At 73.8% G+C, this 21,695-nt stretch carries 17 protein-coding genes; 11 read left to right on the top strand and 6 right to left on the bottom strand.

Translation table 11 applies throughout. The features are described from left to right. The first annotated feature begins 1 nt into the window (after position 1). Positions 2-2,398: a M28 family peptidase gene (locus ACFT41_RS13435; protein WP_377583041.1), complete on the top strand. Its 2,397-nt coding sequence runs from the start codon at positions 2-4 to the stop codon at positions 2,396-2,398. Positions 2,399-2,551: 153 nt separating this feature from the next. Then, the gene (locus ACFT41_RS13430; protein WP_377583043.1) at positions 2,552-2,932 is read left to right on the top strand and encodes a hypothetical protein; all 381 of its coding nucleotides are present in this window, start codon (positions 2,552-2,554) and stop codon (positions 2,930-2,932) included. Between the two features lie 290 nt (positions 2,933-3,222). On the opposite strand, the gene ACFT41_RS13425 is transcribed toward ACFT41_RS13430, so the two are convergent. Together ACFT41_RS13425 and ACFT41_RS13420 are read right to left on the bottom strand one after the other, a co-directional pair. After that, a complete protein-coding gene (locus ACFT41_RS13425) occupies positions 3,223-3,477 on the bottom strand; it encodes a Smr/MutS family protein (protein WP_377583045.1) in 255 nt (84 codons plus the stop codon). A gap of 70 nt (positions 3,478-3,547) precedes the next feature. Beyond that, positions 3,548-3,706, bottom strand: a complete 159-nt coding sequence (locus tag ACFT41_RS13420) for a DNA-binding protein (RefSeq protein WP_377583047.1) — start codon at positions 3,704-3,706, stop codon at positions 3,548-3,550. 202 nt (positions 3,707-3,908) lie between these two features. Here ACFT41_RS13420 and ACFT41_RS13415 point away from each other — a divergent pair, with 202 nt between their 5' ends. Beyond that, the gene (locus tag ACFT41_RS13415; protein WP_377613816.1) at positions 3,909-4,151 is read left to right on the top strand and encodes a hypothetical protein; all 243 of its coding nucleotides are present in this window, start codon (positions 3,909-3,911) and stop codon (positions 4,149-4,151) included. 22 nt (positions 4,152-4,173) lie between these two features. Here ACFT41_RS13415 and ACFT41_RS13410 read toward each other — a convergent pair whose 3' ends face one another. Continuing rightward, positions 4,174-4,542 carry a tetratricopeptide repeat protein gene (locus tag ACFT41_RS13410; protein WP_377583051.1) on the bottom strand — a complete coding sequence of 123 codons (369 nt, stop codon included), beginning with the start codon at positions 4,540-4,542 and terminating at the stop codon, positions 4,174-4,176. Between the two features lie 189 nt (positions 4,543-4,731). Here ACFT41_RS13410 and ACFT41_RS13405 point away from each other — a divergent pair, with 189 nt between their 5' ends. After that, entirely contained in the window at positions 4,732-6,369 is a 1,638-nt protein-coding gene (locus ACFT41_RS13405; protein ID WP_377583053.1) for an ABC-F family ATP-binding cassette domain-containing protein, read from the top strand. Positions 6,370-6,451: 82 nt separating this feature from the next. Next, positions 6,452-7,177 (top strand): methyltransferase domain-containing protein, encoded by a 726-nt coding sequence (locus tag ACFT41_RS13400; RefSeq protein ID WP_377583055.1) that lies wholly within the window; start codon positions 6,452-6,454, stop codon positions 7,175-7,177. A gap of 13 nt (positions 7,178-7,190) precedes the next feature. Here ACFT41_RS13400 and ACFT41_RS13395 read toward each other — a convergent pair whose 3' ends face one another. Continuing rightward, positions 7,191-8,204: a LacI family DNA-binding transcriptional regulator gene (locus ACFT41_RS13395; protein ID WP_377583057.1), complete on the bottom strand. Its 1,014-nt coding sequence runs from the start codon at positions 8,202-8,204 to the stop codon at positions 7,191-7,193. A gap of 99 nt (positions 8,205-8,303) precedes the next feature. Here ACFT41_RS13395 and ACFT41_RS13390 point away from each other — a divergent pair, with 99 nt between their 5' ends. The 3 genes from ACFT41_RS13390 to ACFT41_RS13380 all read left to right on the top strand — a co-directional run bounded on the left by ACFT41_RS13390 (position 8,304) and on the right by ACFT41_RS13380 (position 12,434). After that, on the top strand, positions 8,304-9,821 hold the full coding sequence (locus tag ACFT41_RS13390) for an alpha-N-arabinofuranosidase (RefSeq protein ID WP_377583059.1): 1,518 nt from the start codon (positions 8,304-8,306) through the stop codon (positions 9,819-9,821). Between the two features lie 219 nt (positions 9,822-10,040). After that, positions 10,041-11,714: a glycoside hydrolase family 10 protein gene (locus ACFT41_RS13385; RefSeq protein WP_377583061.1), complete on the top strand. Its 1,674-nt coding sequence runs from the start codon at positions 10,041-10,043 to the stop codon at positions 11,712-11,714. A gap of 195 nt (positions 11,715-11,909) precedes the next feature. Continuing rightward, the gene (locus ACFT41_RS13380) at positions 11,910-12,434 is read left to right on the top strand and encodes a phospholipase (protein ID WP_377583063.1); all 525 of its coding nucleotides are present in this window, start codon (positions 11,910-11,912) and stop codon (positions 12,432-12,434) included. A gap of 52 nt (positions 12,435-12,486) precedes the next feature. Here ACFT41_RS13380 and ACFT41_RS13375 read toward each other — a convergent pair whose 3' ends face one another. After that, positions 12,487-15,336 carry an ATP-binding protein gene (locus tag ACFT41_RS13375; RefSeq protein ID WP_377583065.1) on the bottom strand — a complete coding sequence of 950 codons (2,850 nt, stop codon included), beginning with the start codon at positions 15,334-15,336 and terminating at the stop codon, positions 12,487-12,489. Between the two features lie 177 nt (positions 15,337-15,513). Beyond that, a complete protein-coding gene (locus tag ACFT41_RS13370; RefSeq protein WP_377583067.1) occupies positions 15,514-15,729 on the bottom strand; it encodes a zinc ribbon domain-containing protein in 216 nt (71 codons plus the stop codon). A gap of 56 nt (positions 15,730-15,785) precedes the next feature. On the opposite strand from ACFT41_RS13370, the gene ACFT41_RS13365 reads away from it, so the two are divergent. From ACFT41_RS13365 to ACFT41_RS13355, 3 genes are all read left to right on the top strand, one after another. Further along, positions 15,786-17,192, top strand: a complete 1,407-nt coding sequence (locus tag ACFT41_RS13365; RefSeq protein WP_377613815.1) for a lytic murein transglycosylase — start codon at positions 15,786-15,788, stop codon at positions 17,190-17,192. A 90-nt stretch (positions 17,193-17,282) separates the two neighbouring features. Next, a complete protein-coding gene (locus ACFT41_RS13360; RefSeq protein WP_377583081.1) occupies positions 17,283-18,293 on the top strand; it encodes a GNAT family N-acetyltransferase in 1,011 nt (336 codons plus the stop codon). 96 nt (positions 18,294-18,389) lie between these two features. Next, on the top strand, positions 18,390-21,665 hold the full coding sequence (locus tag ACFT41_RS13355; RefSeq protein ID WP_377583071.1) for a lamin tail domain-containing protein: 3,276 nt from the start codon (positions 18,390-18,392) through the stop codon (positions 21,663-21,665). Positions 21,666-21,695 lie beyond the last annotated feature (30 nt).

Genomic DNA, 21,695 nt, shown 5'->3' with positions numbered 1-21,695 from the left:
CGTGGGCGCACCGCCCCCCACCCGCGCCGCCGACCGGGCGCTGGCCCGGCCCCGCCGCCGCCCGCTCGCCGCCCTCGCCGCGCTCGCCGCCCTGCTCGCCGTCGGCGGCACCGTCGCGTACGACCTGGAAACCCCCGCCCCGCGCCCCGCCGACGCCCCCGCCGACGAGTTCAGCGCCGCCCGGGCGTACCGGAACGTGGAGACGATCGCGGCCCGGCCGCACCCCGCCGGCAGCCCGGCCAACGACCAGGTCCGCGCCCACCTGGAGAGCGTGCTGCGCGGCCTCGGCCTGGAGACCACGGTGCAGGACACCGTCGCCCGGGAGGCCGGCCAGCTCAGCGGGGCCGCCGCCGGAGCGACCCTGGCCCGGGTACGCAACGTCGTCGCCCGGCTGCCCGGCACCGACCCGACCGGCAAGGTGTTCCTGGTCGCCCACTACGACTCGGTGCAGTCCGGCCCCGGCGGCAACGACGACGCCGCCGGCACCTCCACCATCCTGGAGGTGGCCCGCGCGCTGGCCGCCGGCCCCCGGCCCCGCAACGACGTCGTGTTCGTGCTCACCGACGCCGAGGAGGCGTGCCTCTGCGGGGCGTCCGCGTTCGCCAGCGACCATCCGCTCGCCGCCGACGGCGGGGTCGTGCTCAACCTGGAGGCGCGCGGCTCCACGGGCCCCGTCATCATGTTCGAGACGTCCCGGGACAACGCGAAGCTCGTCGACGTGTTCGGCCGGGCCGCCCCGCACCCCGTCGGCACCTCCTTCGCCGTGGAGATCTACCGGGCGCTGCCCAACGACACCGACTTCACCGCGTTCCTCGACCGGGCCGGCTTCGTCGGGCTCAACTCCGCGTACATCGACGGCGGGGCGATCTACCACACGCCGCTGGACACCCCCGCCGCGATGGACCGGGCCAGCCTCCAGCAGCACGGCGACAACGCGCTCGGCCTGGCCCGCGAGTTCGGCCGCGCCGACCTCAAGGCCCTCGACGCCGGGCACGACGCCACGTACTTCCCGGTCCCCGGCGGGCTGGCCCGCTACCCCGGTTGGCTGGTCCTGCCGCTGGCCGTGGCCGCCCTGGTGGCCGTGCTCGCGCTCGGCTGGCTCGCCCGGCGGCGCGGCCGGACCACGTACGGGCGGCTGGCCGCCGGCTTCGCGCTGGGCCTGGTGCCGATCGTCGTCGCCCCGCTGGGCGCGCAGCTGCTCTGGGCGGGCGTCACCGCCGTCCGGCCCGGCTACGCCGAGTTGCTCGACCCGTACCGGCCCACCTGGTACCGGCTCGCCGTGGTGGCGCTCGCCGCCGCGACCCTGTTCACCTGGTACGCGCTGACCCGCCGCCGGGTCGGCCCCGCCGCCCTCGCGATCGGCGGGCTGGGCTGGCTGGCCGTACTCGGCATCGTGCTGGCGGTGCTGGTGCCCGGCGGGGCGTACCTGACGACCCTGCCCGCCCTGGCCGGCGCGGCGGCCGGGCTGATCGCGCTGGCAGCCCGGGTCGACGGCCCGTGGCCGGTGGTCGCGGCGACCGTGGCCGGCGCGGTGGCCGTGGTGATCCTGCTGCCGACCGTCGTCCTGCTCTTCCCGGCGCTCGGCATGGCGATGGGCGGTGTCGCCGCGCTGTTCGCGGTGCTGCTCGGGCTGGCCGCGCTGCCGGTCGTGGACCTGCTGCACCCCGAGGCCGGCGGGCAGCGCGGCCTGGTCGCCGCCCGCGCCCGCCGGGCCGGCGCGCTCCCGGCCGTCGCCGCCGGGCTCGCGGCGGCGGTGTTCGCCGGGGTCGGGCTCGCCGTCGACCGCTTCGACGCCGCCCACCCCGTGCCCACCCACCTGATGTACGCCCTCGACGCCGGCACCGGGCAGGCCCGCTGGCTCAGCCACGAGACCGACCCCCAGCCGTGGACGGCGAAGTTCGTCGACGGGGTGACGCCGGTAGCCGACTTCCCCGGGCTCGGCGACACCGAGCTGCGGGCCGGGCCGGCGCAGGCGGCGAACCTGCCCGCGCCGAAGCTGGAGGTCCTCGCCGACAGCAAGTCCTCGGGATCGGGGTCGGTTGAGCAGCGGACCGTGCGGGTACGGATCACCCCGCAGCGGCCGGTGCGGCTGCTCACCCTGCACGTCGACGGCGCGACGGAGGTTGAGTCGGCGGTGGTGGCCGGGCGGGTGGTCCCCGGCGGACGGGCCACCGGCGACCCCTGGGGCTTCGGGATCGTGTTCCACGCCCCGCCGCCGGAGGGGATCGAGGTCACCCTCGTGGTGGCGGCCGGCTCCGGCCCGACGTCGCTGCGGGTGATGGACGCCAGCGACGGGCTGGACGCCGTTCCCGGGTTCCGCCCCCGCCCGGCGGGCGTCGGGGTGGTCGGCTCGCACAGCTCGGAGATGCTGGCGGTGGCCCGCACGTACCCGCTGTAGAGGGCTCTGGGATGCGTCCGCTGGCCATGACCGGGTGGCTGGCAGCCCGCTACTTCCAGCGGCATCGAGGTCTAGTGCCAACTGCCAGACTTTCGCCGTCACCGCCTAGCTCGGCTGCCCAGCTTCGGGCCCCATCCAGCGCTACCATGACCCATGACCGCCGCGCACGCATATGAGTATGAGGTGCCACCTCATGCCGGCCCGCCGCCTGAGGCTGTCGAGGCGGCCGAGGAAGGCAACGTTGTATACCTGACTCGTCACGGGCAGCGCGTGGCAGCGATGGGGCCACCGACATCGCTGGATTCTCACGACCTGGAAACGATCAGGCAGTACCTGGAGTCGGTCGCCAGGAACCCGAACCGGACGCAGGCCCTGAGGGTTCAGGCACGTGAGCAGCTTGCTCAGCTTGACGAGCTCATGGAGCGAGCAATCAACGAGGAAGACGCCCAGGCTTGCGCGGATGCACTGGCGGCGATGCGTGATGGCGAGTCGCCCCAACCGTGGAACGCGGTCAAGCGGGAGCTCGGCCTGTGACATGGAAGGTGGAGCTCACGAACTCCGCAACCCCGCGAACTGGCAAAGCTTGATTCCTCAGTTCAAGTCCGCATCGGTTCCGCCATCGATCGTTTGGCAGTCGACCCTCGGCCTGCTGGCTGCGTAAAGCTGTCTGGAGGGGCAGGGGCTGTTCTGGTGGCCAGTGTGTGTGCATGACCGTCGTCCAGCCAGAAGCCAGGCCGGCGACAACTATGACGCCCCAGAGACGGCATGATCCTCTACAGCGGCCCTACGAGCGCCCGGAAGTGCAGGTCGAGGGCACTTTGGCACTACTTCCAGCGGAAGTGGATGAAGAGTCGGCCGAAGTTCTTCGAGTCCTTCTCCACCCGGTGGTAGAGCTGCTTGACGTCCTTCTGGTCGAGGAACCGCAGCACCCGCTTCTTGAGCTGGCCGGAGCCCTTGCCGGGGATGATCTCGACGAGGGTGGCCTTCTTCGCCACCGCCTCGTCTATGATCCCGCGTAGCGCGCGGTCGATGTCGTGCCCCTTGTTGAAGATCTCGTGCAGGTCCAGCTTGAGCTTCATCCCGCCTCCACTACCTGCGCGACTCCCATGGCAGCCCATGGTAGGCCTAGGCCCGCGGCACAGCGGACGCTCAGGCTTCGTCGTCCAGGTTCGGCCGGTGCTCGCGGATCCAGGCCTCGATGTCCTCGGTACGCCAGATCCGGCCGGTGGCGAGCGTCTCGTAGGGCTGCGGCCAGTCGGCACGCTTCATCAACTGTTCGACGCGCTGCCTGCTAACGCCCAGCCTCATCCGAATCTCGTACGCACCCATGAGATTCCGGCCCATACACGGGAGGCTAGACACGTCCCCACTGGGGAAGGCCCTAGTTGGGCGACACCCTACTAGGGCCTTGACTAGGGGGTGGCGTAGCCACGACCCTGGCACCATGAGCCCGCCGAAGATTTCCCCTGTGCATGACAGCCAGGGCAGGGTCGTCCGACCCCACGTTCCGATGCGGCCCCTGTGGCTGTGCCGGGTGTGCGCAGCCCCCTGGCCCTGTCAGCCCGCCCGGCTGCTGCTGACGATGGACTACCGGCGGGATCGGGTGGGGCTATCTGTGTTCATGGCCGGAATGCTGTTCGACGCCACCGGTGACCTGGTCAAACTCAACCCGAACGCCGTCCCGCCCCCGGCGGAGTTGTTCGAAAGGTTCCTGGCCTGGACGAAGCGGGGCCCGCGTCAGGGAGAGGGGTGAATCCTCCCCCTGACGCGGTGCGTCAGTGGCCGCCACCGACCCGGCTCTCCACCCGGCGCAGCGCGGTCGTGTAGTCGGTGTTCGTCGAGTACATCGCGGCGGCGATGCGCAGGTGCCGCAACGCGTCCGCCGGGCGGTTCAGCCGCTCCAGCGTCCGGCCCAGCACGTGGTGCGCGTAGTGGTCGCTCGGGTCCTTCTCGACCAGCTGGCGCAGCTGCTCCTCGGCGCGGTTGAGCTGCGCCGTCTGGAAGTAGGCGCGGGCCAGCAGCTGCCGCACCGCGGAGTTGCCGGGCTCGGCCTCGACGATCGGCTCCAGCAGCCGAACCGCCCCGGACGCGTCACCCATCTCGAAGAACATCGTCGCCCGTCGGTACTCCGCCAGAAGGTCCATCGACCCACCTCCTCGTCTCGCTCGCCGGCACCTGATCCGACGCTGGCACAACACCGGCCGGACCGCGAGTGTTCCGCCACAGGAAGTTGCACCCGGGCGAGGTGTCAGGAAGGGGCCCTTCCTATACAAAAAGCGTTAACAAGGTGCCCTTCCTTATCCGATCGACGCGGTCGATAGGCTCGGCTCCTGATGAGCGCGACTTTGGTGGTCAAGGATCTCGCGGCCGGGCACGGGGAGCGGCTGCTCTTCTCGGGGCTGGACCTGGTGGTCGCCCCGGGCGACGTGATCGGCCTGGTCGGGGTGAACGGGGCGGGCAAGTCGACGCTGCTGCGTACCCTCGCCGGGTTGCTGCCCGTCGAGGCCGGCAGCGTCACGCTGAGCCCGCCCACCGCGACCGTGGGGCACCTGCCGCAGGAGCCGGAGCGGCGACCCGGAGAGACGGTGCGGGACTTCCTGGCCCGCCGGACGGGGGTGACGGCGGCCCAGGCGGCCCTGGACGCGGCGACCGAGGCGCTGACCGCCGGGGTGGCCGGGTCCGACGACGAGTACGCCGAGGCGCTGGAGCGCTGGCTGGGCCTGGGCGGGGCGGACCTGGAGGAACGGGCCGAACAGGTGGCCGCCGAGCTGGGGCTCACCGTCGACCTGGACCATGCGATGACGGCGCTGTCCGGCGGCCAGGCGGCCCGGGCCGGGCTGGCCTCGCTGCTGCTCAGCCGCTACGACGTGTTCCTGCTCGACGAGCCCACCAACGACCTGGACCTGGCCGGGCTGGACCGGCTGGAGGGGTTCGTCACCGGGCTGCGCGCCGGGACGGTGCTGGTCAGCCACGACCGGGAGTTCCTCACCCGCACGGTGACCCGGGTGCTGGAGCTGGACCTGCACCAACAGCTGATCCGGCACTACGGCGGCGGCTACGCGGCGTACCTGGAGGAGCGGGAGGTGGCCCGCCGGCACGCCCGCGCCGAGTACGAGGAGTACGCCGACACCCGGGACGGGCTGGAGGCGCGCGCCCGCACCCAGCGGGCGTGGATGGAGAAGGGCGTGCGCAATGCCCGCCGCAAGGCCACCGACCCGGACAAGCACGTGAAGCACCACCGGGGCGAGACGTCGGAGAAGCAGGCGGCGAAGGCCCGGCAGACGGACCGGCTGATCGAGCGGCTGGAGGTGGTCGAGGAGCCGCGCAAGGAGTGGGAACTGCGGATGGAGATCGCCGCCGCGCCCCGCGCCGGCGCCGTCGTGGCCGCGCTGCGCGATGCCGTGGTACGCCGGGGAAGCTTCACCCTCGGCCCGGTGACCCTCCAGATCGACTGGGCCGACCGGGTGGCGATCACCGGGGCGAACGGGTCCGGCAAGACCACCCTGCTCGGCGCGCTGCTGGGCCGGCTGCCGCTGGACGCCGGCCACGCCTCGCTGGGCCCGGGGGTGGTGGTCGGCGAGGTCGACCAGGCCCGGGGGCTGTTCCTCGGCGAGCAGCCGCTGCTGGACGCGTTCCGGCTGGCCGTACCGGAGCTGTCGCCGGCGGACGCGCGGACGCTGCTGGCCAAGTTCGGCCTGCGCGCCGAGCACGTGCTGCGTACGGCGGCGTCGCTGTCGCCGGGCGAGCGGACCCGGGCGGCGCTGGCGCTGTTGCAGGGGCGCGGCGTGAACCTGCTGGTGCTCGACGAGCCGACGAACCACCTGGACCTGGCGGCCATCGAGCAGTTGGAGTCGGCGCTGGCCGGCTACCCGGGGACGCTGCTGCTGGTGACGCACGACCGGCGGATGCTGGACGCGGTGGCCGTCAACCGCCGGGTGCGGGTGGACGCCGGGCGGGTCACCGAGCACTGACGGCCCGGCCTCCTTCGGGGGACCTTGCCCGGCCGGGGTGTAGCGCCCGCCCAGCCGGGTACGGGCGCACCGGAGGTGGCCCATGGTCGCGACGGCCCTGACCCCGCCCTCGGCCGAACGGCTGCGGGCGGTCGACGAGTTCCTCGCCGAGGCGTGGGCGGATCAGGCGGCCCACGACGGGCGGCTGCGTGACCTGGCGGTGCGGGTGCGCTTCGACCGGGGGGTGGCGCACCTGACCGGCGAGGTCGACGACGCCGCGCAGTTGCGCCTGGTCCGGGACCTGGTCGGCCGGCTCGCCGGGGTGTTCGGCGTCTGGGGCCGGGTGCGGGTCGCCGGCCGTGACCCGGTCGTGGTGGACCTGGGCTGCGGCGGCACCAAGCAGTATCCGCAGAACCTGGGGCTGGACATCTTCCCCGCCCCCGGGGTGGACGCGGTGGCCGACCTGTCCGGGTCGCTGCCGCTGGCCGACGACTCGGTGGACGTGCTGTTCGCGGTGCACATCCTGGAGCACCTGATCGACTTCCTGCCGCTGGTGGACGAGTGCCACCGGGTGCTGCGGCCGGGCGGGGTGCTGCACGTGATGAGCCCCTGGTGGCGGCACGTGAACGCGGTGGCCGACCCTACCCACGTGCGGCTGCTGGACGTGCAGACGTTCAAGGGGATCTGCCTGCAACGCCCGCCGGGCAGCCCGCGCTGGTATCCCCTGCACGTCGGCTGCGACGGCGCCAGCATCTTCGCCGACCTCACCCCCCTGCCGGCGGACGCCCCGGCACCCACCCCGGCCCACCTGTCCCGCTTCTTCAGCTGAGGCGGAAGCGGCGTCAGCGGGCATCCGGGGCGGTGCTTTCGCGGGGGGTCAGGCGGTAGGGGGCCGAGACGTCCCTCTGTGGGGTGTGGCGGTCGCCGTTGACGCGGTCGGCGAGGAGTTCGACGGCCAGCCCCGCGATGCGTTCCTTGTCGGGGGCGACGGTGGTGAGGGTGGGGATGGAGAAGCGGCCGTCCTCGATGTCGTCGAACCCGACGATCGCCACGTCGCCGGGGACCCGCAGGCCGGCCTCGTGCAGCGCCCGTAGGGCTCCGAGGGCGAGGGTGTCGGTGAAGCAGAAGACGGCGTCGGGGCGTACCCCCGAGGTGAGCAGGTCGCGCATGGCGGCCGCGCCGTCCGCGCGGCGCCAGGCCGGCGCGGGCACGACGAGGCGCTCGTCGTAGGCGATGCCGGCCTCGGCGAGCGCGGCGGTGTAGCCGGCGAGGCGGAGCCGGGCGGCGGCCCCCTCGGGGGTGCGCTGCGCGCCGATCGCGGCGATCCGGCGGCGGCCGAGGGCGATCAGGTGGGCGGTGGCCTCGCGGCCGGCGGCCACGTTGTCGATCATCACGTGGTCGGCGGGGCCGTGATCGACGCGCTCGCCGAGCAGCACCGTCGGGGTGCCGTCCAGGCCGGCGAGGTCCTCGGCGGAGAGCGCCAGCGGGCCGACGATGAGGCCGTCGACGAGGTGGTCGCCGATGCCGGCGACGGCCTTCCGCTCCTGCTCGGGGCCGCCGCCGGTCTGGTCGATCAGGACCGTCCAGCCCAACTCGGCAGCGGCGGCGACCACGTGCCGGGCCAGCTCGGCGAAGTGGGGGACGTCCAGCGCCGGCACGGCCAGTGCGATCACCCCGGTACGCCCCTTGCGCAGGTTGCGCGCCGAGAGGTTGGGCCGGTAGTTCAGGTCGGCGATGGCCTGCTCGACCCGGGACCGGGTGTCCGGCCGCACGTGCTGGTAGCCGTTGACGACGTTGGAGACGGTCTTCACCGACACGCCCGCCCGCTCCGCCACGTCCTTCAGCCTGTGTCGCACTGACGCCTCCCCGCTGGTACTGCCGGCACCCCACCTCTTTACAACGTTGAGTACAACGCTATAGAACCAACGGGACGGCGACGAAAGGTGGACTCCCCGGTGACCGCGCAGCTGACCATCGACCCGGCCTTCGCGATCGGGCCGGCCGACCGCCGGATCTTCGGCTCCTTCGTCGAGCACCTGGGGCGCTGCGTGTACGGCGGGGTCTACGAGCCGGGCCACCGCAGCGCCGACCCGCTCGGCCTGCGCGGCGACGTGCTGGAGCTGACCCTGGAGCTGGGCGTCTCCGTGGTGCGCTACCCCGGCGGGAACTTCGTCTCCGGCTACCGCTGGGAGGACGGTGTCGGCCCGGCCGCCGACCGGCCCCGCCGGCTCGACCTGGCCTGGAAGACGATCGAGACCAACGCCTTCGGCCTCGACGAGTTCATGACCTGGGCGGCGACGGCCGGGGTCGAGCCGATGATGGCCGTCAACCTCGGCACCCGGGGCGTGCAGGAGGCCTGTGACCTGCTGGAGTACGCCAACCACCCCGGCGGCACCCGGCTGTCGGACCTGCGCCGCTCCCACGGCGCGAAGGAGCCGTACGGGGTGAAGCTGTGGTGCCTCGGCAACGAGCTGGACGGCCCGTGGCAGGTCGGCCACAAGACCGCCGACGAGTACGGCCGGCTCGCCGCCGAGACCGCCCGCGCGATGAAGATGATCGACCCGTCGGTCAGCCTGGTCGCCTGCGGCAGCTCCGGCCGGGGCATGCCGACGTTCGCCTCCTGGGAGGCGACCGTGCTGGAGCACACGTACGAGCACGTGGACTACATCTCCGCGCACACCTACTACGATCCCGCCGACGGCGACCGGGCCAGCATCCTTGCCTCGGCCGTGGACATGGACAACTTCATCGCCGAGGTGGTGGCCACCGCCGACCACGTGGCAGCCAAGCAGCGGCACCGGCGCAAACTGAAGGTCTCGTTCGACGAGTGGAACGTCTGGTACCAGTCCCGCCTCCAGGCCGACCTGGACCGGCGCGGCTGGGTCGAGGCGCCCGCCCTGATCGAGGACGACTACACCGCCGTCGACGCGGTGGTCGTCGGCGACCTGCTGATCACCCTGCTCCGGCACGCCGACCGGGTCGGGGTGGCCTGCCAGGCGCAACTCGTCAACGTGATCGCCCCGATTCGCACCCGCACCGGCGGTCCGGCCTGGCGGCAGAGCATCTTCCACCCGTTCGCCCTCACCGCCCGCTACGCCCGGGGCACCGTGCTGCGCACCGAGCCGGTCTGCCCGACGTACGCCACGAAGCGCTACGGCGACGTCCCGGTGCTGGACACCGTGGCGCTGCACGACGAGGAGACCGGCGCGCTGACCGTCCTCGCGGTCAACCGGGGCTCCGCCGGCCTCCCCCTCGACCTTGACCTGCGCGGCCTGCCGGGCCTGTCCGGGGCGGCCCACCTGGCCCTCGCTGCCGGGGCCGACCCGGAGGCCACGAACACCGAGGCCGAGCCCGACCGGGTCACGCCCCGGGAGCTGGCCGCCCCCGCCTGCGACGGGGGCCGCTGCTCGGTGCTGCTGCCGGCGGCCTCCTGGAACCTGCTGCGCTTCGCCCCCACCGGCGCGGGCGCGTAGCGCCACATCAGCGCGGGCGCGTAGCGCCACATCGGGCGGTGAGAGGGGTTCCCTTCTCTGCCGGGCGGGCACCGATCCGGCCGGAGGTCTTGCGCCGGACCCGCCCGATGTGAAAATTTCCTACCAGCGACAGATTGACTGCGGCGATTCTTGCCGCAGCAAGCATCGCGCCCGCCGAGCCCCACCGCAGGGGCTGAGCCCCATCGAAGGGACGCACCGATGAAGGCAACTCGGCTCAGAGCCGCCGGGCTGGCCGTGGCCCTGCTCGGCGCGCTCGCCGCCGCCTCCCCTGCCGCCGCAGCGCAAACCGGCGGCGCGGCGAAGAGCGCCGCGGCCGGGACCGCCGCCTCCTGCGCCACCGACCCGGCCACCCCGAAGCGGCAGTTCCGGGCCATGTGGATCTCGTCGGTGGTGAACATCGACTGGCCGACCAAGGCGTCGCAGACCGCCCCGGACCGCATCGCCGCCCAGCAGGCGGAATACCTGGGCTGGCTCGACCTGGCGCAGCGGCTGCACCACAACGCGGTGGTGGTGCAGGTCCGGCCCACCGCCGACGCGTTCTGGCCCTCGCCGCACGAGCCGTGGTCGGAGTACCTGACCGGGGTGCGCGGGCAGGACCCGGGCTGGGACCCGCTGGCCTTCCTCGTCGACGAGGCGCACAAGCGCAACCTGGAGTTCCACGCCTGGTTCAACCCGTACCGGATCTCCATGCCGGCCCCCGGCGGCGCGGGCCCGGACCTCACCCAGCTCGCGCCCGACCACCCGGCCCGCCAGCACCCCGAGTGGACCTTCGCGTACCCGCCGGCCGGCGTCGCCGGCAGCCGGCTCTACTACAACCCCGGGGTCCCGGCGGTCCGCGAGTTCGTCCAGACCGCCATGATGGACGCCGTCACGCGGTACGACGTCGACGGCGTCCACTTCGACGACTACTTCTACCCGTACCCGAGCGGCACCCACCAGGTGCCCGACGACGCGACGTTCGCCGAGTTCAACCGGGGCTTCACCGACCGGGCCGACTGGCGGCGGGACAACATCGACCTGCTGATCCGGGAGACGAACGCCAGGATCAAGGCCGCGAAGCCGTGGGTGAAGTTCGGGGTCAGCCCGTTCGGTATCTGGCGCAACGCCTCCGTCGACCCGCTCGGCTCGGACACCACCGGCAGCCAGTCGTACGACATCATCTCCGCCGACACCCGCAAGTGGGTCAAGCAGGAGTGGATCGACTACATCGTGCCGCAGCTCTACTGGTACATCGGCCAGTACCCGGCGGCCGACTACGCGCGGCTGGTGCCGTGGTGGGCCGAGACGGTGCGCGGCACCCGCGTGCAGCTCTACATCGGCCAAGCCGACTACAAGAGCGGCGACCCGGCGTACGGCGCGTACTGGCAGAACCCGCAGGAGCTGTCCGACCACCTGACGCTCAACCGGGCGTACCCGGAGGTGCTCGGCAACGTGCACTTCTCGGCCGTGCAGGTGCGGACGAACCGGCTCGGGGCGACCGACCGCTACGCCGCCGAGCACTACTCGCGCCCCGCCCTGGTGCCGGCGATGCCGCAACTGCCGGCGAAGCCGCTGCTGCCCCCGGTGGTCACCGGCGCGCAGCGGCAGGCCGACGGGGTGCGACTGAGCTGGCGGCAGCCGGCCGACGGCGTGGGCCCGTTCGGCCGGGCCACGTCGTACGCGATCTACCGGTTCGACGGGACGGCCCCGGCCGGCGGCTGCGGCTTCGCCGACGCGTCCCACCTGGTCGGCACCGTCCGGGCCACCCCCGGCGCGACGCAGTCCTGGGTGGACGCCACCGCCGGGGCCGGCGTGCGGTACACGTACCACGTGACGGCGCTGGACCGGCTGTCGAACGAGAGCCCCGTCAGCCCACCGCGCTTCGTGCGCTGACGGCTGACGGCTGACGGCTGACGGCACAGACGAATGCCCCGGGTGCCCCGTCGCCCGGGGCATTCGTCTGTTTCGACTCATGTCACCAGATATTCGTTTATGACATACTCGACCGCCCGCGGCTCGATCGACACTTGTCGAATCCGGTGACCCGCCGGTAACCACCAACACCGCACACCCCCGCGGAGGTCCCCCGTGCCCAGACGCCTCGCCACCATCCTCGCCTCCGGCGCGTTCGCCCTGCTCGTCGCGCTGGGGGTCGCCGCCCCCGCCACGGCCGCCGTCAGCACCGACCAGAAGCTCAGCGTGCTGTCGAGCTGGACGCAGACCAGCGCCAGCAGCTACAACACCTGGAACTCGGCCCGACAGAACCAGTCCGCCTGGAGCGAGTACGCCTTCAACTGGTCCACCGACTACTGCTCGTCCAGCCCGGACAACCCGCTCGGGTTCAGCTTCAAGCTCTCCTGCCAGCGGCACGACTTCGGCTACCGCAACTACAAGGAGATGGGCCAGTTCTCGGCCAACAAGGCCCGGCTGGACAGCGCCTTCTACGAGGACCTGAAGCGGGTCTGCGCCACGTACAGCTCGGTGGTCCGCCCCGCCTGCTACAGCCTCGCCTGGACCTACTACGAGGCGGTCAGCATCTTCGGCTCCGTCGCGGCGGTCCAGCAGGCCGACATCGACCGCGCCGCCCGCATCAAGGCCGCCGCCGAGCGCTGAGGTGCAAGGAAGGGCCCCTTGTCAACGCTTTCTGCATAGCAAGGGCCCCTTCTTAACAGCCGCCCTCGGCGGGACGCGCGGGGGCGGGAGCGGGAGCGGGACGCGCGGGGGCGGGAGCGGGAGCCGGCGTTCCGGTGGCGGCGAAGCGGGTCGAGTCCACCCCGAGGTCGGGGTGCTCCACCGCCAACGCCAGCGCCGCCGCCTCCTCCAGCCCCAGCTCGCTCCCCTCGCCGTACGCGTCGTCAAAGGCCACGTCGCCCATCGTCCGGCGCAGCTCGGCCTGCCGTTCCAGCCAGTACGCGCCGTAGATGCCGGGGGTCGACCGCAGGCTCTCCCGGGTCGCCTGGGCCGCACCGAAGAGCCGGGCGGCGGTCAGCGCGTCGCCGCCGGCCGCGCAACGCACCGCGATCGCGTCCAGGGTGTCGCAGGCCCGGCGGTGGAAGCCGTGGCTCATCCGGGAGCGCAACGCGACCAGCAGGTGCTCGTGCGCGGCCACCAGGTCGCCCCGGGCCAGCGCCACCATGCCGAGCAGCATGTCCACCGACCGGCGCCCCCGGTCGGCCGGGCGGCCCGCCTCGACCGGGCGGGCCGCGCCGAGCAGCTCCGCGGCCTCCGCCAGCGCGCCCCGCCGCCAGAGCAGCTCGGCGAGGCTGAGCACCGCGAAGAGGGCGTCTCCCGCCACCTCCCGCTCGTGCGCCCAGGCCAGGACCTCCCGGCAGGCCCGCTCGGCCTCGGCGAACTGCCCCATGTCGACCAGCGGGGCCGCCCGCCCGGCCAGCACCCGGGCCAGCGGGCCCGCGTCGCCGGCCCGGCGGGCCGCCGCCTCGGCCTGCTGGGAGTAGCGCAGCTCCTCCGCGAACTCGCCGTCCGCGCCGGCGTGCAGCGAGTGCATGTGGTACGCCGCCGCCAGCTCGGCGTCCGGCACGTGCTCCCCGGTCTCGGCCATCCGGCCGTAGAGCCGGAACAGCCAGAGCCGCCCCTCCCGGGCCAGCCCGCGCTCCCGCCACCACTGGTCCAGGCCCCCGGCCAGGCGCAGCCCGTCTCGGGCGCTGCCACCGGTCGCGCACCACCGCAGCGCGGCGCGCAGCTCGCCGGCGAGCGGGTCGAGGGCGTACAGGGAAAGGGTCGTCGGCCGGCCGTCCGGCCCGAGGTGGGCCCGCCGCAGCGCCCGCGTCGACCAGGCCAGGTGCCGGTCCCGGGCCGCGCGCTCCTCACCCGCCTGGGCCAGCCGCCGCGCCGCGTACGCCCGGATCGGGTCGAGCATCCGGTACGTGCTGCCCGACGCGTGCGGCTCGGCCAGGATCATCGACTTGTCCACCAGCACCGACAGCGGATCGAGTGGGTCGTCGTCGAGCAGCCACTCCACCGTCGGCAGGTCCACCGGGCCGGCGAAGACCGCGAGCCAGCGCAGCAGCCGGGCCGCCCGGGGCCCGAGGGTCCGGTACGACCACGTGACGGTGGCCTGGATGGTGAGGTGCCGCTCGGCGGCCGACCGCTGCACGGCACGGGTCGCTTGGGTGGGCGGGGCGTTGCCCCGAGACGCCGCCACCAGGTCGACGGTGTCCTGCTGGTTGCCCGTCCAGCCGTGCTCGTCCCGGGGCGGCTGGGGGGCGTCCCGGCCGGCGTCGAGGGTCCCGAGCACGTCGTCGAGGCGCTCGGCGAGCTGCCCGACGGAGAGCACCCGCAGCCGGGCGGCGGCCAGCTCGATGGCGAGCGGCAACCCGTCGAGCCTGCGCACCACCCGCCGCAGGTCGGCCGACTCGACCAGGGCCGGCTCCCGGCCGCCCCGGGCCGCCACCGTGCGGTCCAGCAGCAGCGCCACCGCGTCGCTCTCCGCGCCGCCCGGCCGGGGCTCGACGGACAGCGGCGGGATCCGCCACACCACCTCGCCGGGCAGGCCGAACGACTCGCGGCTGGTGGCCAGCACCCGAACCCCGCCCCCGCCGGCGAGCAGCCGGGAGATCAGCTCGGCGCAGGCGGCCGGCTGGGCGTCGCAGGTGTCCAGCAGGACCAGCATCCGGCGGGCGGCGGCGTGCTCGACCAGGGTGTCCAACATCCGGCGGCCGGGCTCCGGACGCAGCCCGAGCACGGCGGCGACCGCGAACGCCACCAGCCCCGGGTCGGTCACCGTGGCGATGTCGACGAACCAGACGCCGTCCGGATACTCCTCCACCGTGCCGGCCGCCAGCTCGACGGCGAGCCGGGTCTTGCCGGCCCCGCCCGCCCCGAGCACGGTCACCAGCCGGTGCCCCGCCGTCAGCCGGCGCAGCTCGGCCCGCTCCGCCTCCCGGCCGACGAAGGAGGTGACCTGCGTCGGCAGGTTGTGGGCCACCGCGTCGGCGGTGCGCGGCCGGGGGAACTGCCGCTCCAGGCCGGGCGCCAGCAGCTGGAACAGCCGTTCCCGGTCGTCGAAGCCGCGCAGCCGGTGCAGGCCGAGGTCGAGCAGGGACGCGCCCGCCGGCAACGGGGCGGCGAGCCGCGCGGTGGCCGCCGAGCAGAGCACCTGCCCGCCGTGGGCGGCGGCGGCAACCCGGGCGGCCCGGTGCACCTCGTGGCTGGCGTACTCGCCGTCGCGGGGCTCCGCCCAGCCCGTGTGCAGGCCCATCCGGACGCGGGGCGCGGCCTCGGGTGCCGGCCAGTCGTGCGCCGCGAGCGCGCGCTGCCCGGTGAGACAGGCGGTGAGCGCGGCACCGGCGTCGGGGAACGCGATGAAGAACGAGTCGCCCTCGGTGAGCAGCTCCGCGCCGTCGGTGCGGGCCAGGGTGTCGCGCAGCAGCCTGCGGTGCTCGCGCAGCACCGGCCGGTAACCCGGGCCGAGCAGCTGGGCCAGGCGCGTCGAACCTTCGATGTCGGTGAACACGAAGGTCACCCATCCGCTCGGGAGGTGGATCCCTGGCGACATACGTCGAACCTCCGCCCCCATGACGACGGGTTCATGCTGCCCTATGGTCGTGCCGTCACGCATCGTGAGAACGGATGGGCGAAATCCACCCCAAGGTGCCAACCGGGGCCGGAAGCGGCAGTGCCTGGGCCGGTACGGCCAGGTCGGGCCGGTCGGGTCGGTCGGGCCAGGTCGGGGTCAGCAGCCGCACCCGCCACCGCAGCAGCCGCCGCCCGACGGGGCTGGTGCGGCCGCACCCGCGCCGCCGCGGCCGGTCACGGCCACGGTAGACAGGAGCTTGACGGTGTCGGCGTGCCCGCACGGGCAGGACGCCGGCTCACCGGCCTGCGCCATCGGACGGTTGACCTCGAAGGTGTCGCCGCAGGCGCGGCAGCGGAACTCGTACCGGGGCATGGCACAAGGGTACGACCGGGCCTGACTCCGGGCGGGACATGGGTGATACTCGACGGGTGGTGGACGGCGAGGACAGACCGACGGTTCGATCCCTGCGACCGGCCGCGCCACCCGAGGATCCGGGTGGCGTGCCCCCACGCGCCCGGCTGCCCCGCCCCCGCCGGCCCTGGCTGCGCGGAGAGTCACCCGCCGACGCCACGCCGCCCGCCGCCGACCCGCCGCCCGCCGCCGACCCGCCGCCGGCCGCCGACCCGACCGTCCACCCGACCGGCGTCCGCGAGGCGACACCGGGGCGGGTCGAGCCCGAGCCGGCGAAGCCCGAGCAAGCAGAACCGGAGCCGACCGCACCGGAACCGAAGAGGCCGGAGGCGACGAAACCGGGACCGGAGGAGCCGGAAGCGACCGAGCCGGCCCCGAAGGAGGAGGCCGCCGACGAGAAGGTAGCCGACGGGAAGGTGGCCGACGGGAAAGAGTCCGACGGCGAGGGGGCCGACAGGAAGGCCACAGCCGCGAAGCCGACCGGGGTGGCCCGTCGGCGTCGGGTGCCGTTCGCCCACGCCGTGCGCATGCCTCCGCCCCGGCAGGCGGCGGTCGCCGCCGCCCGCGCCACCCGGGCCTGGTCCCGCCGCCCGAGCGGCCGGCTCACCCTGCCCGGCCTGTTCCTGCTCGCGCTGGTCGCCGGGACCGCCGCCGCCGGGGCGCTGCTGGTGCCGGCGTCCGCGCCGAAGTCCCGACCGGTGGCGGTGGACGGCTCCGCCGGCACGCCGGGGGCCGGCACGGCGACGCCGCAGGGCGGGCTGCTGCCCGGCGGGTCGGCCACCCCCCTGCCGCCCGGCGCGACGGCGGCGCCGGGCGCGAGCGCGGGGCCGGTCGTGCCGGTGCCGACCGGCCGGCCGGCGGACGCGCTCGCCGCGTGGGCCCAGCAGACCGGGGCGAAGGTCGGCATCTCGCCGGTGGCCATGCAGGCGTACGGGTACGCCGAACTGGCGCTCGCCCAGGCCACCCCGGGCTGCCGGCTGAGCTGGACCACCCTCGCCGCGATCGGATACGTCGAGTCGAGCCACGGCCAGGCCAACGGCGCGACCCTGGGCCCGGACGGGCAGGCGCTCCCGGAGATCATCGGCGACGCGCTCGACGGCAATGGCGGTCGACAGCGGATCACCGACACCGACCGGGGGCTGTACGACAAGGACACCGTCTACGACCGGGCGATCGGGCCGATGCAGTTCATCCCCACGACCTGGCAGGAGATCGGCGCGGACGCCGACAACGACGGCCGCAAGAACCCGCACGACCTGGACGACGCGGCCCTGGCCGCCGGCAACTACCTGTGCAAGGGTGGCCGGAACATGACGGTCCCGGGCGACTGGTGGGGTGCCATCCTGTCGTACAACGACGTGCGCCGCTACGCCCAGGACGTCTTCGACAAGGCCAACGAGTACGGGCTGGCCAGCCGCACGTGAGGTGATCGTCCGGGCACGTCGGAGAATCCGGGCGCATCGGAGAACTGGACACTTCCGTCAAGCTGCCGTAAGCGGCAAGCTAGACGGGTGATGGTGCGCGAATGGGACCCCCGGACCGCGTCGCCCGCCGAGATCGCGTCGCTGCTGGACACGCTGAACGCGGTGCTGGCGGCCGACCTCCCGCAGGACCCGCCGTGGCGGGAGAGCTACCTGCGGGAATACCTCTCCGAGGTGATGCCCGGCGAGCGGCGGATCTCCTGGGTGGTCCAGGCCGATCCGGCCACCGGGGGCGGGCCCGGCCCGATCCTCGGCCACGTCCACGTGCTGCTGCTCGGCGACATCGGCGTGCTGGAGGTGCTGGTGCATCCGTCGGTGCGCCGCGCCGGTCTGGGCCGGGACCTGGCCCGGGTGGCCACCCGCCGGGTCTACCAGGAGGGCTTCCAGTCGATCGGGGTCGAGGTCGTCGGCGGCACCCCGGCCGTGGCGTTCTACGAGGCGTTGGGCTTCTCCCGGGAATACGTGGAGACCCGCAGCGTGCTCGACCTGTCCGCGGTGGACTGGTCGGCGCTGGCCGAGATGGCCACGGGCGTCGGCGCGGGATACCAGGTCCAGTTCTGCCCGGGCGGCCCGCCGGACGACCTGATCGAGGCGTACGCGCGGGCGAAGGCCAAGGAGCGCGACGTCGACGACGGCGAGCTGCGCCCCAGCTCGTACGATCCGCAGCGGCTACGGGACAGCCTGGCCACGCTGCACCGGCGCGGCATGAAGCCGTACATCGTGCTCGCCACCCACGACCGCACCGGCGAGGTGGCCGGGCTGACCGAGGTGGTGGTGCCGGCGCAGCACCCGACCCGAGCCGACCAGTACGACACGATCGTGGTGCAGGAGCACCGGGGCTACGGCATCGACCGGGCGATCAAGGCCCGGATGCTGCTGGAGCTGCGCTCGGCCGAGCCCACGCTGACCGAGGTGCAGACCTGGAACGCCCAGGCCAACGAGGCGATGCTGAAGGTCAACGCCGAGCTGGGCTACCGCCCGGACCGGGAGTGGTGCGAATACAGCGTGGACGTGACCGAGCTGGTGCACCGCCTCGGAACTTGAGTCGGCAATTCACCAAAGCGCCCCGTAGGGGATGGACGGCGGACAGCGCCGCCGCTTAACGTGCGTTCGTTCACGTCCACCCATCGTGGAGGCCCCATGCGCCCGCGCCGCAGAACTGCCGCGCTCGCGACCGCCGTAGCCGTCACCATTCCGGTCATCGGCGTCGCACCCACCGCGGCCAGCGCCGCGCCCACCGACCTGTTCATCTCGGAGTACGTCGAAGGCTCGTCGAACAACAAGGCGATCGAGCTGTTCAACGGCACCGGTGCCCCCGTCGACCTCACCGCCGGCGGTTACCAGCTCCAGCTCCACTTCAACGGCAACACCACGGCCACCACCCTGGCGCTCACCGGAACCGTCGCCGCGGGCGACACGTTCGTGTTCGCCGCCGCCTCGGCCGCGCCGGCGATCCTCGCCCAGGCCGACCAGACGACCGGTGCCAGCCTGTTCAACGGCGACGACGCGATCGTGCTGCGCCGGGGCGACACCGTCCTCGACTCGATCGGCCAGGTCGGCGTCGACCCCGGCACCGAGTGGGGCAGCGGCCTCACCAGCACCGCCGACAACACGCTGCGGCGGCTACCCACGGTCACCTCCGGCGACACCGACCCGTCGGACACCTTCGACCCGGCCACCCAATGGGCCGGCTTCGCCACCGACACGTTCGACGGGCTGGGCGCGCACACCGTCGACGGCGGCGGCCCCGTCGACCAGCCCGCCACCGTCACCTGCGGCGGCGCGCTGACCACGTCCGCCGGCACCGCCGCCAGCCGCGAGGTCACCGCCACCGACCCGGACGACACGATCGTCGACCTGGCGGTCACCTCGGTCGACCCGACCCCGACCACGGGCACCATCAGCCGCACCGGATTCACCCCGGCCGACGCGGTCGGCGGCACGGCCCGCGCCACGGTCGCCACCAGCGCCGACCTGGCCGCCGGGGCGTACACCGTGACCCTGACCGCGACCGACACGGACGGTGCCACCGCCACCTGCGCGCTGGCCGTCACGGTGACCCGGGAGCTGACCGTCGGCGAGGTGCAGGGCCCGACCACCGACGCCGAGTCCGGCCCGGCCGACCGGTCGCCGCTCGCGCCGGCCTCCGGCAACGGCACCAGCAGCACGCTGTACGACGTGCGCGGCGTGATCACCCAGCGCACCCTGGCCCGGACCTCGGCCGGCGCCGACCAGCACGGTTTCTTCCTGCAGAGCCGCGCCGACGCGGGCGACGGCGACCCGTCCTCCTCCGACGGCATCTTCGTCTTCATGGGCTCGTTCACGTCGCTGATCGGCGGCTACGTGCCGACCGTGGGCGACGAGGTGGTGCTGCGGGCCCGGGTGTCCGAGTACTACAACCTGACCCAGCTCTCCGGGGCCTCGCTGGTCAGCAAGGTCGCCTCCGGGCTCGACGTGGACGCCGTCGTCGCCGTCGACGACGCGGTGCCCCCGGCCGACCTGGCCGCCGCGCAGCGGTTCTGGGAGCGCCACGAGGGCGCCCGGCTGCGGGTCCGGGCCGGCAGCGGCGCGGTGAGCGGCCGGGACGTGTTCTCGTCCACCGCCGACTCGGAGGTGTGGGTGGTCGACCGGGACGACCCGCTGCTGGACCGCGCCGACGCGTACGCCCGCCGGGTGTTCCGGGACGCGCACCCGCTGGACAACGACCCGACCCGCCGCTTCGACGACGGCAACGGCCAGCGGATCATGCTGGGCACCATGGGCGTCAAGGCCGCCGCCGGGGACAACGCCGCCCTGCTGCCGCCGGCCCGGACCTTCGACACCCTCACCGAGGACGCGTACGGCGCGCTCTACTACTCGTTCGAGAAGTACGGCGTCCAGGTCGAGCGGGCCGCCTTCGCCGCCGGGGCCGACCCGGCGCAGAACAACCCGCCGCAGCCGGCCGACCGGTCGCGGGAGATCGCGGTCGCCACGTACAACGTGGAGAACCTCTACGACCACCGGGACGACCCGTTCGACGGCTGCGACTTCACCGGCAACGCCGGTTGCACCGGGGTCAAGCCGCCGTTCGACTACGTGCCGGCCAGCGAGGCCGACTACCGGGAGCACCTGGACTCGCTCGCCGACCAGATCCGCACCGACCTGCACGCGCCGGACCTGATCCTGGTGCAGGAGGCCGAGGACCAGGACATCTGCTCCGTCTCCGGGGGCGCGCTGGTGTGCGGCGACACGAACGACGCCGACGGCGCGCCGGACACCCTCCAGGAGTTGGCACTGGCCGTGGCCGCCGCCGGCGGGCCGGCGTACGCCGCCGCGTACGACCGGACCGGCGCGGACGACCGGGGCATCACCGCCGGGTTCCTGTACCGGACGGACCGGCTGTCGCTGGCCGAGGCGACCGCCACCGACCCGCTGCTCGGCTCCGCGCCGGTGGTGCCGTACCGGTCGGCGGGGCTGGCGTCCAACGCGGACGTGCAGAACCCGAAGGCGCTCAACGCGGTGCTGCCGGCCGACACCGACACTTCCACCGGCAAGGACGGCGACAACGTCTACACCCGGGCCCCGCAGCTCGGCAAGTTCTGGGTCAAGGCCACCCCGGGCGGGTCCGAGGGCTACCACCTGTGGGCGCTGAGCAACCACTTCTCGTCCGGGCCGGACAGCCGGGTCGGGCAGCGCACCGAGCAGGCAGCGTACGGGGCCGCACTGGTCACCGCGATCCACAACGCGGACCGGAACTCCCGGGTGGTGTACGGCGGGGACCTCAACGTCTTCCCCCGCCCCGACGACCCGATCGCCACCGGGGCCGACCCGACCCCGTCGGACCAGCTCGCCGCGCTGTACGACGCGGGCCTGCACAGCCTGTGGGACGACCTGGTCGCCGACGTGCCGTCGTCGGCGTACTCGTACAGCTTCCAGGGCCAGGCGCAGACGCTGGACCACCTGTTCGTCAACGACGCGCTGCGCGACGACCTGGTCCAGGTGCGGGCGGCGCACGTCAACGCCGACTGGCCGGCGGAGTTCACCGGGGACGGGTCGCGCGGCTCCAGCGACCACGACCCGCAGGTGGCCCGGTTCCGGTCCCGCGCGTCGCTGAGCGTCGCCGACGCCGTGGTGGCCGAGGGCGACAAGGGCACCCGCCCGCTCACCTTCACCGTCACCGTGTCCCGGCCGCTGTCCCAGCCCGCCCTGATCTGCGCCGCCACGTACGGCACCACGGCGCGGGCCGGGTCGGACTACGACCCGTACGTCGGTTGCAAGCTCCTCGCGGCCGGGAAGACCTCGCTGACCTTCGCGGTCAAGGTGCGGGGTGACCGGAAGCGGGAGGCCGACGAGAAGGTTAACCTGCTGGTGGCCGGGGTTCCCGGTCTGCACCTGGCCGACCCGCTCGCCGTCGGCACCATCGCCAACGACGACTGACAGCACGGCGGCTCCTCGGCGGCCCGTCAC

This window comes from Micromonospora sp. NPDC057141 (assembly GCF_042670805.1).
GTDB lineage: Bacteria > Actinomycetota > Actinomycetes > Mycobacteriales > Micromonosporaceae > Micromonospora.
The sequence above is the reverse complement of the archived record's forward strand: the minus strand, read 5'-3'. Positions and strand labels throughout refer to the sequence as shown.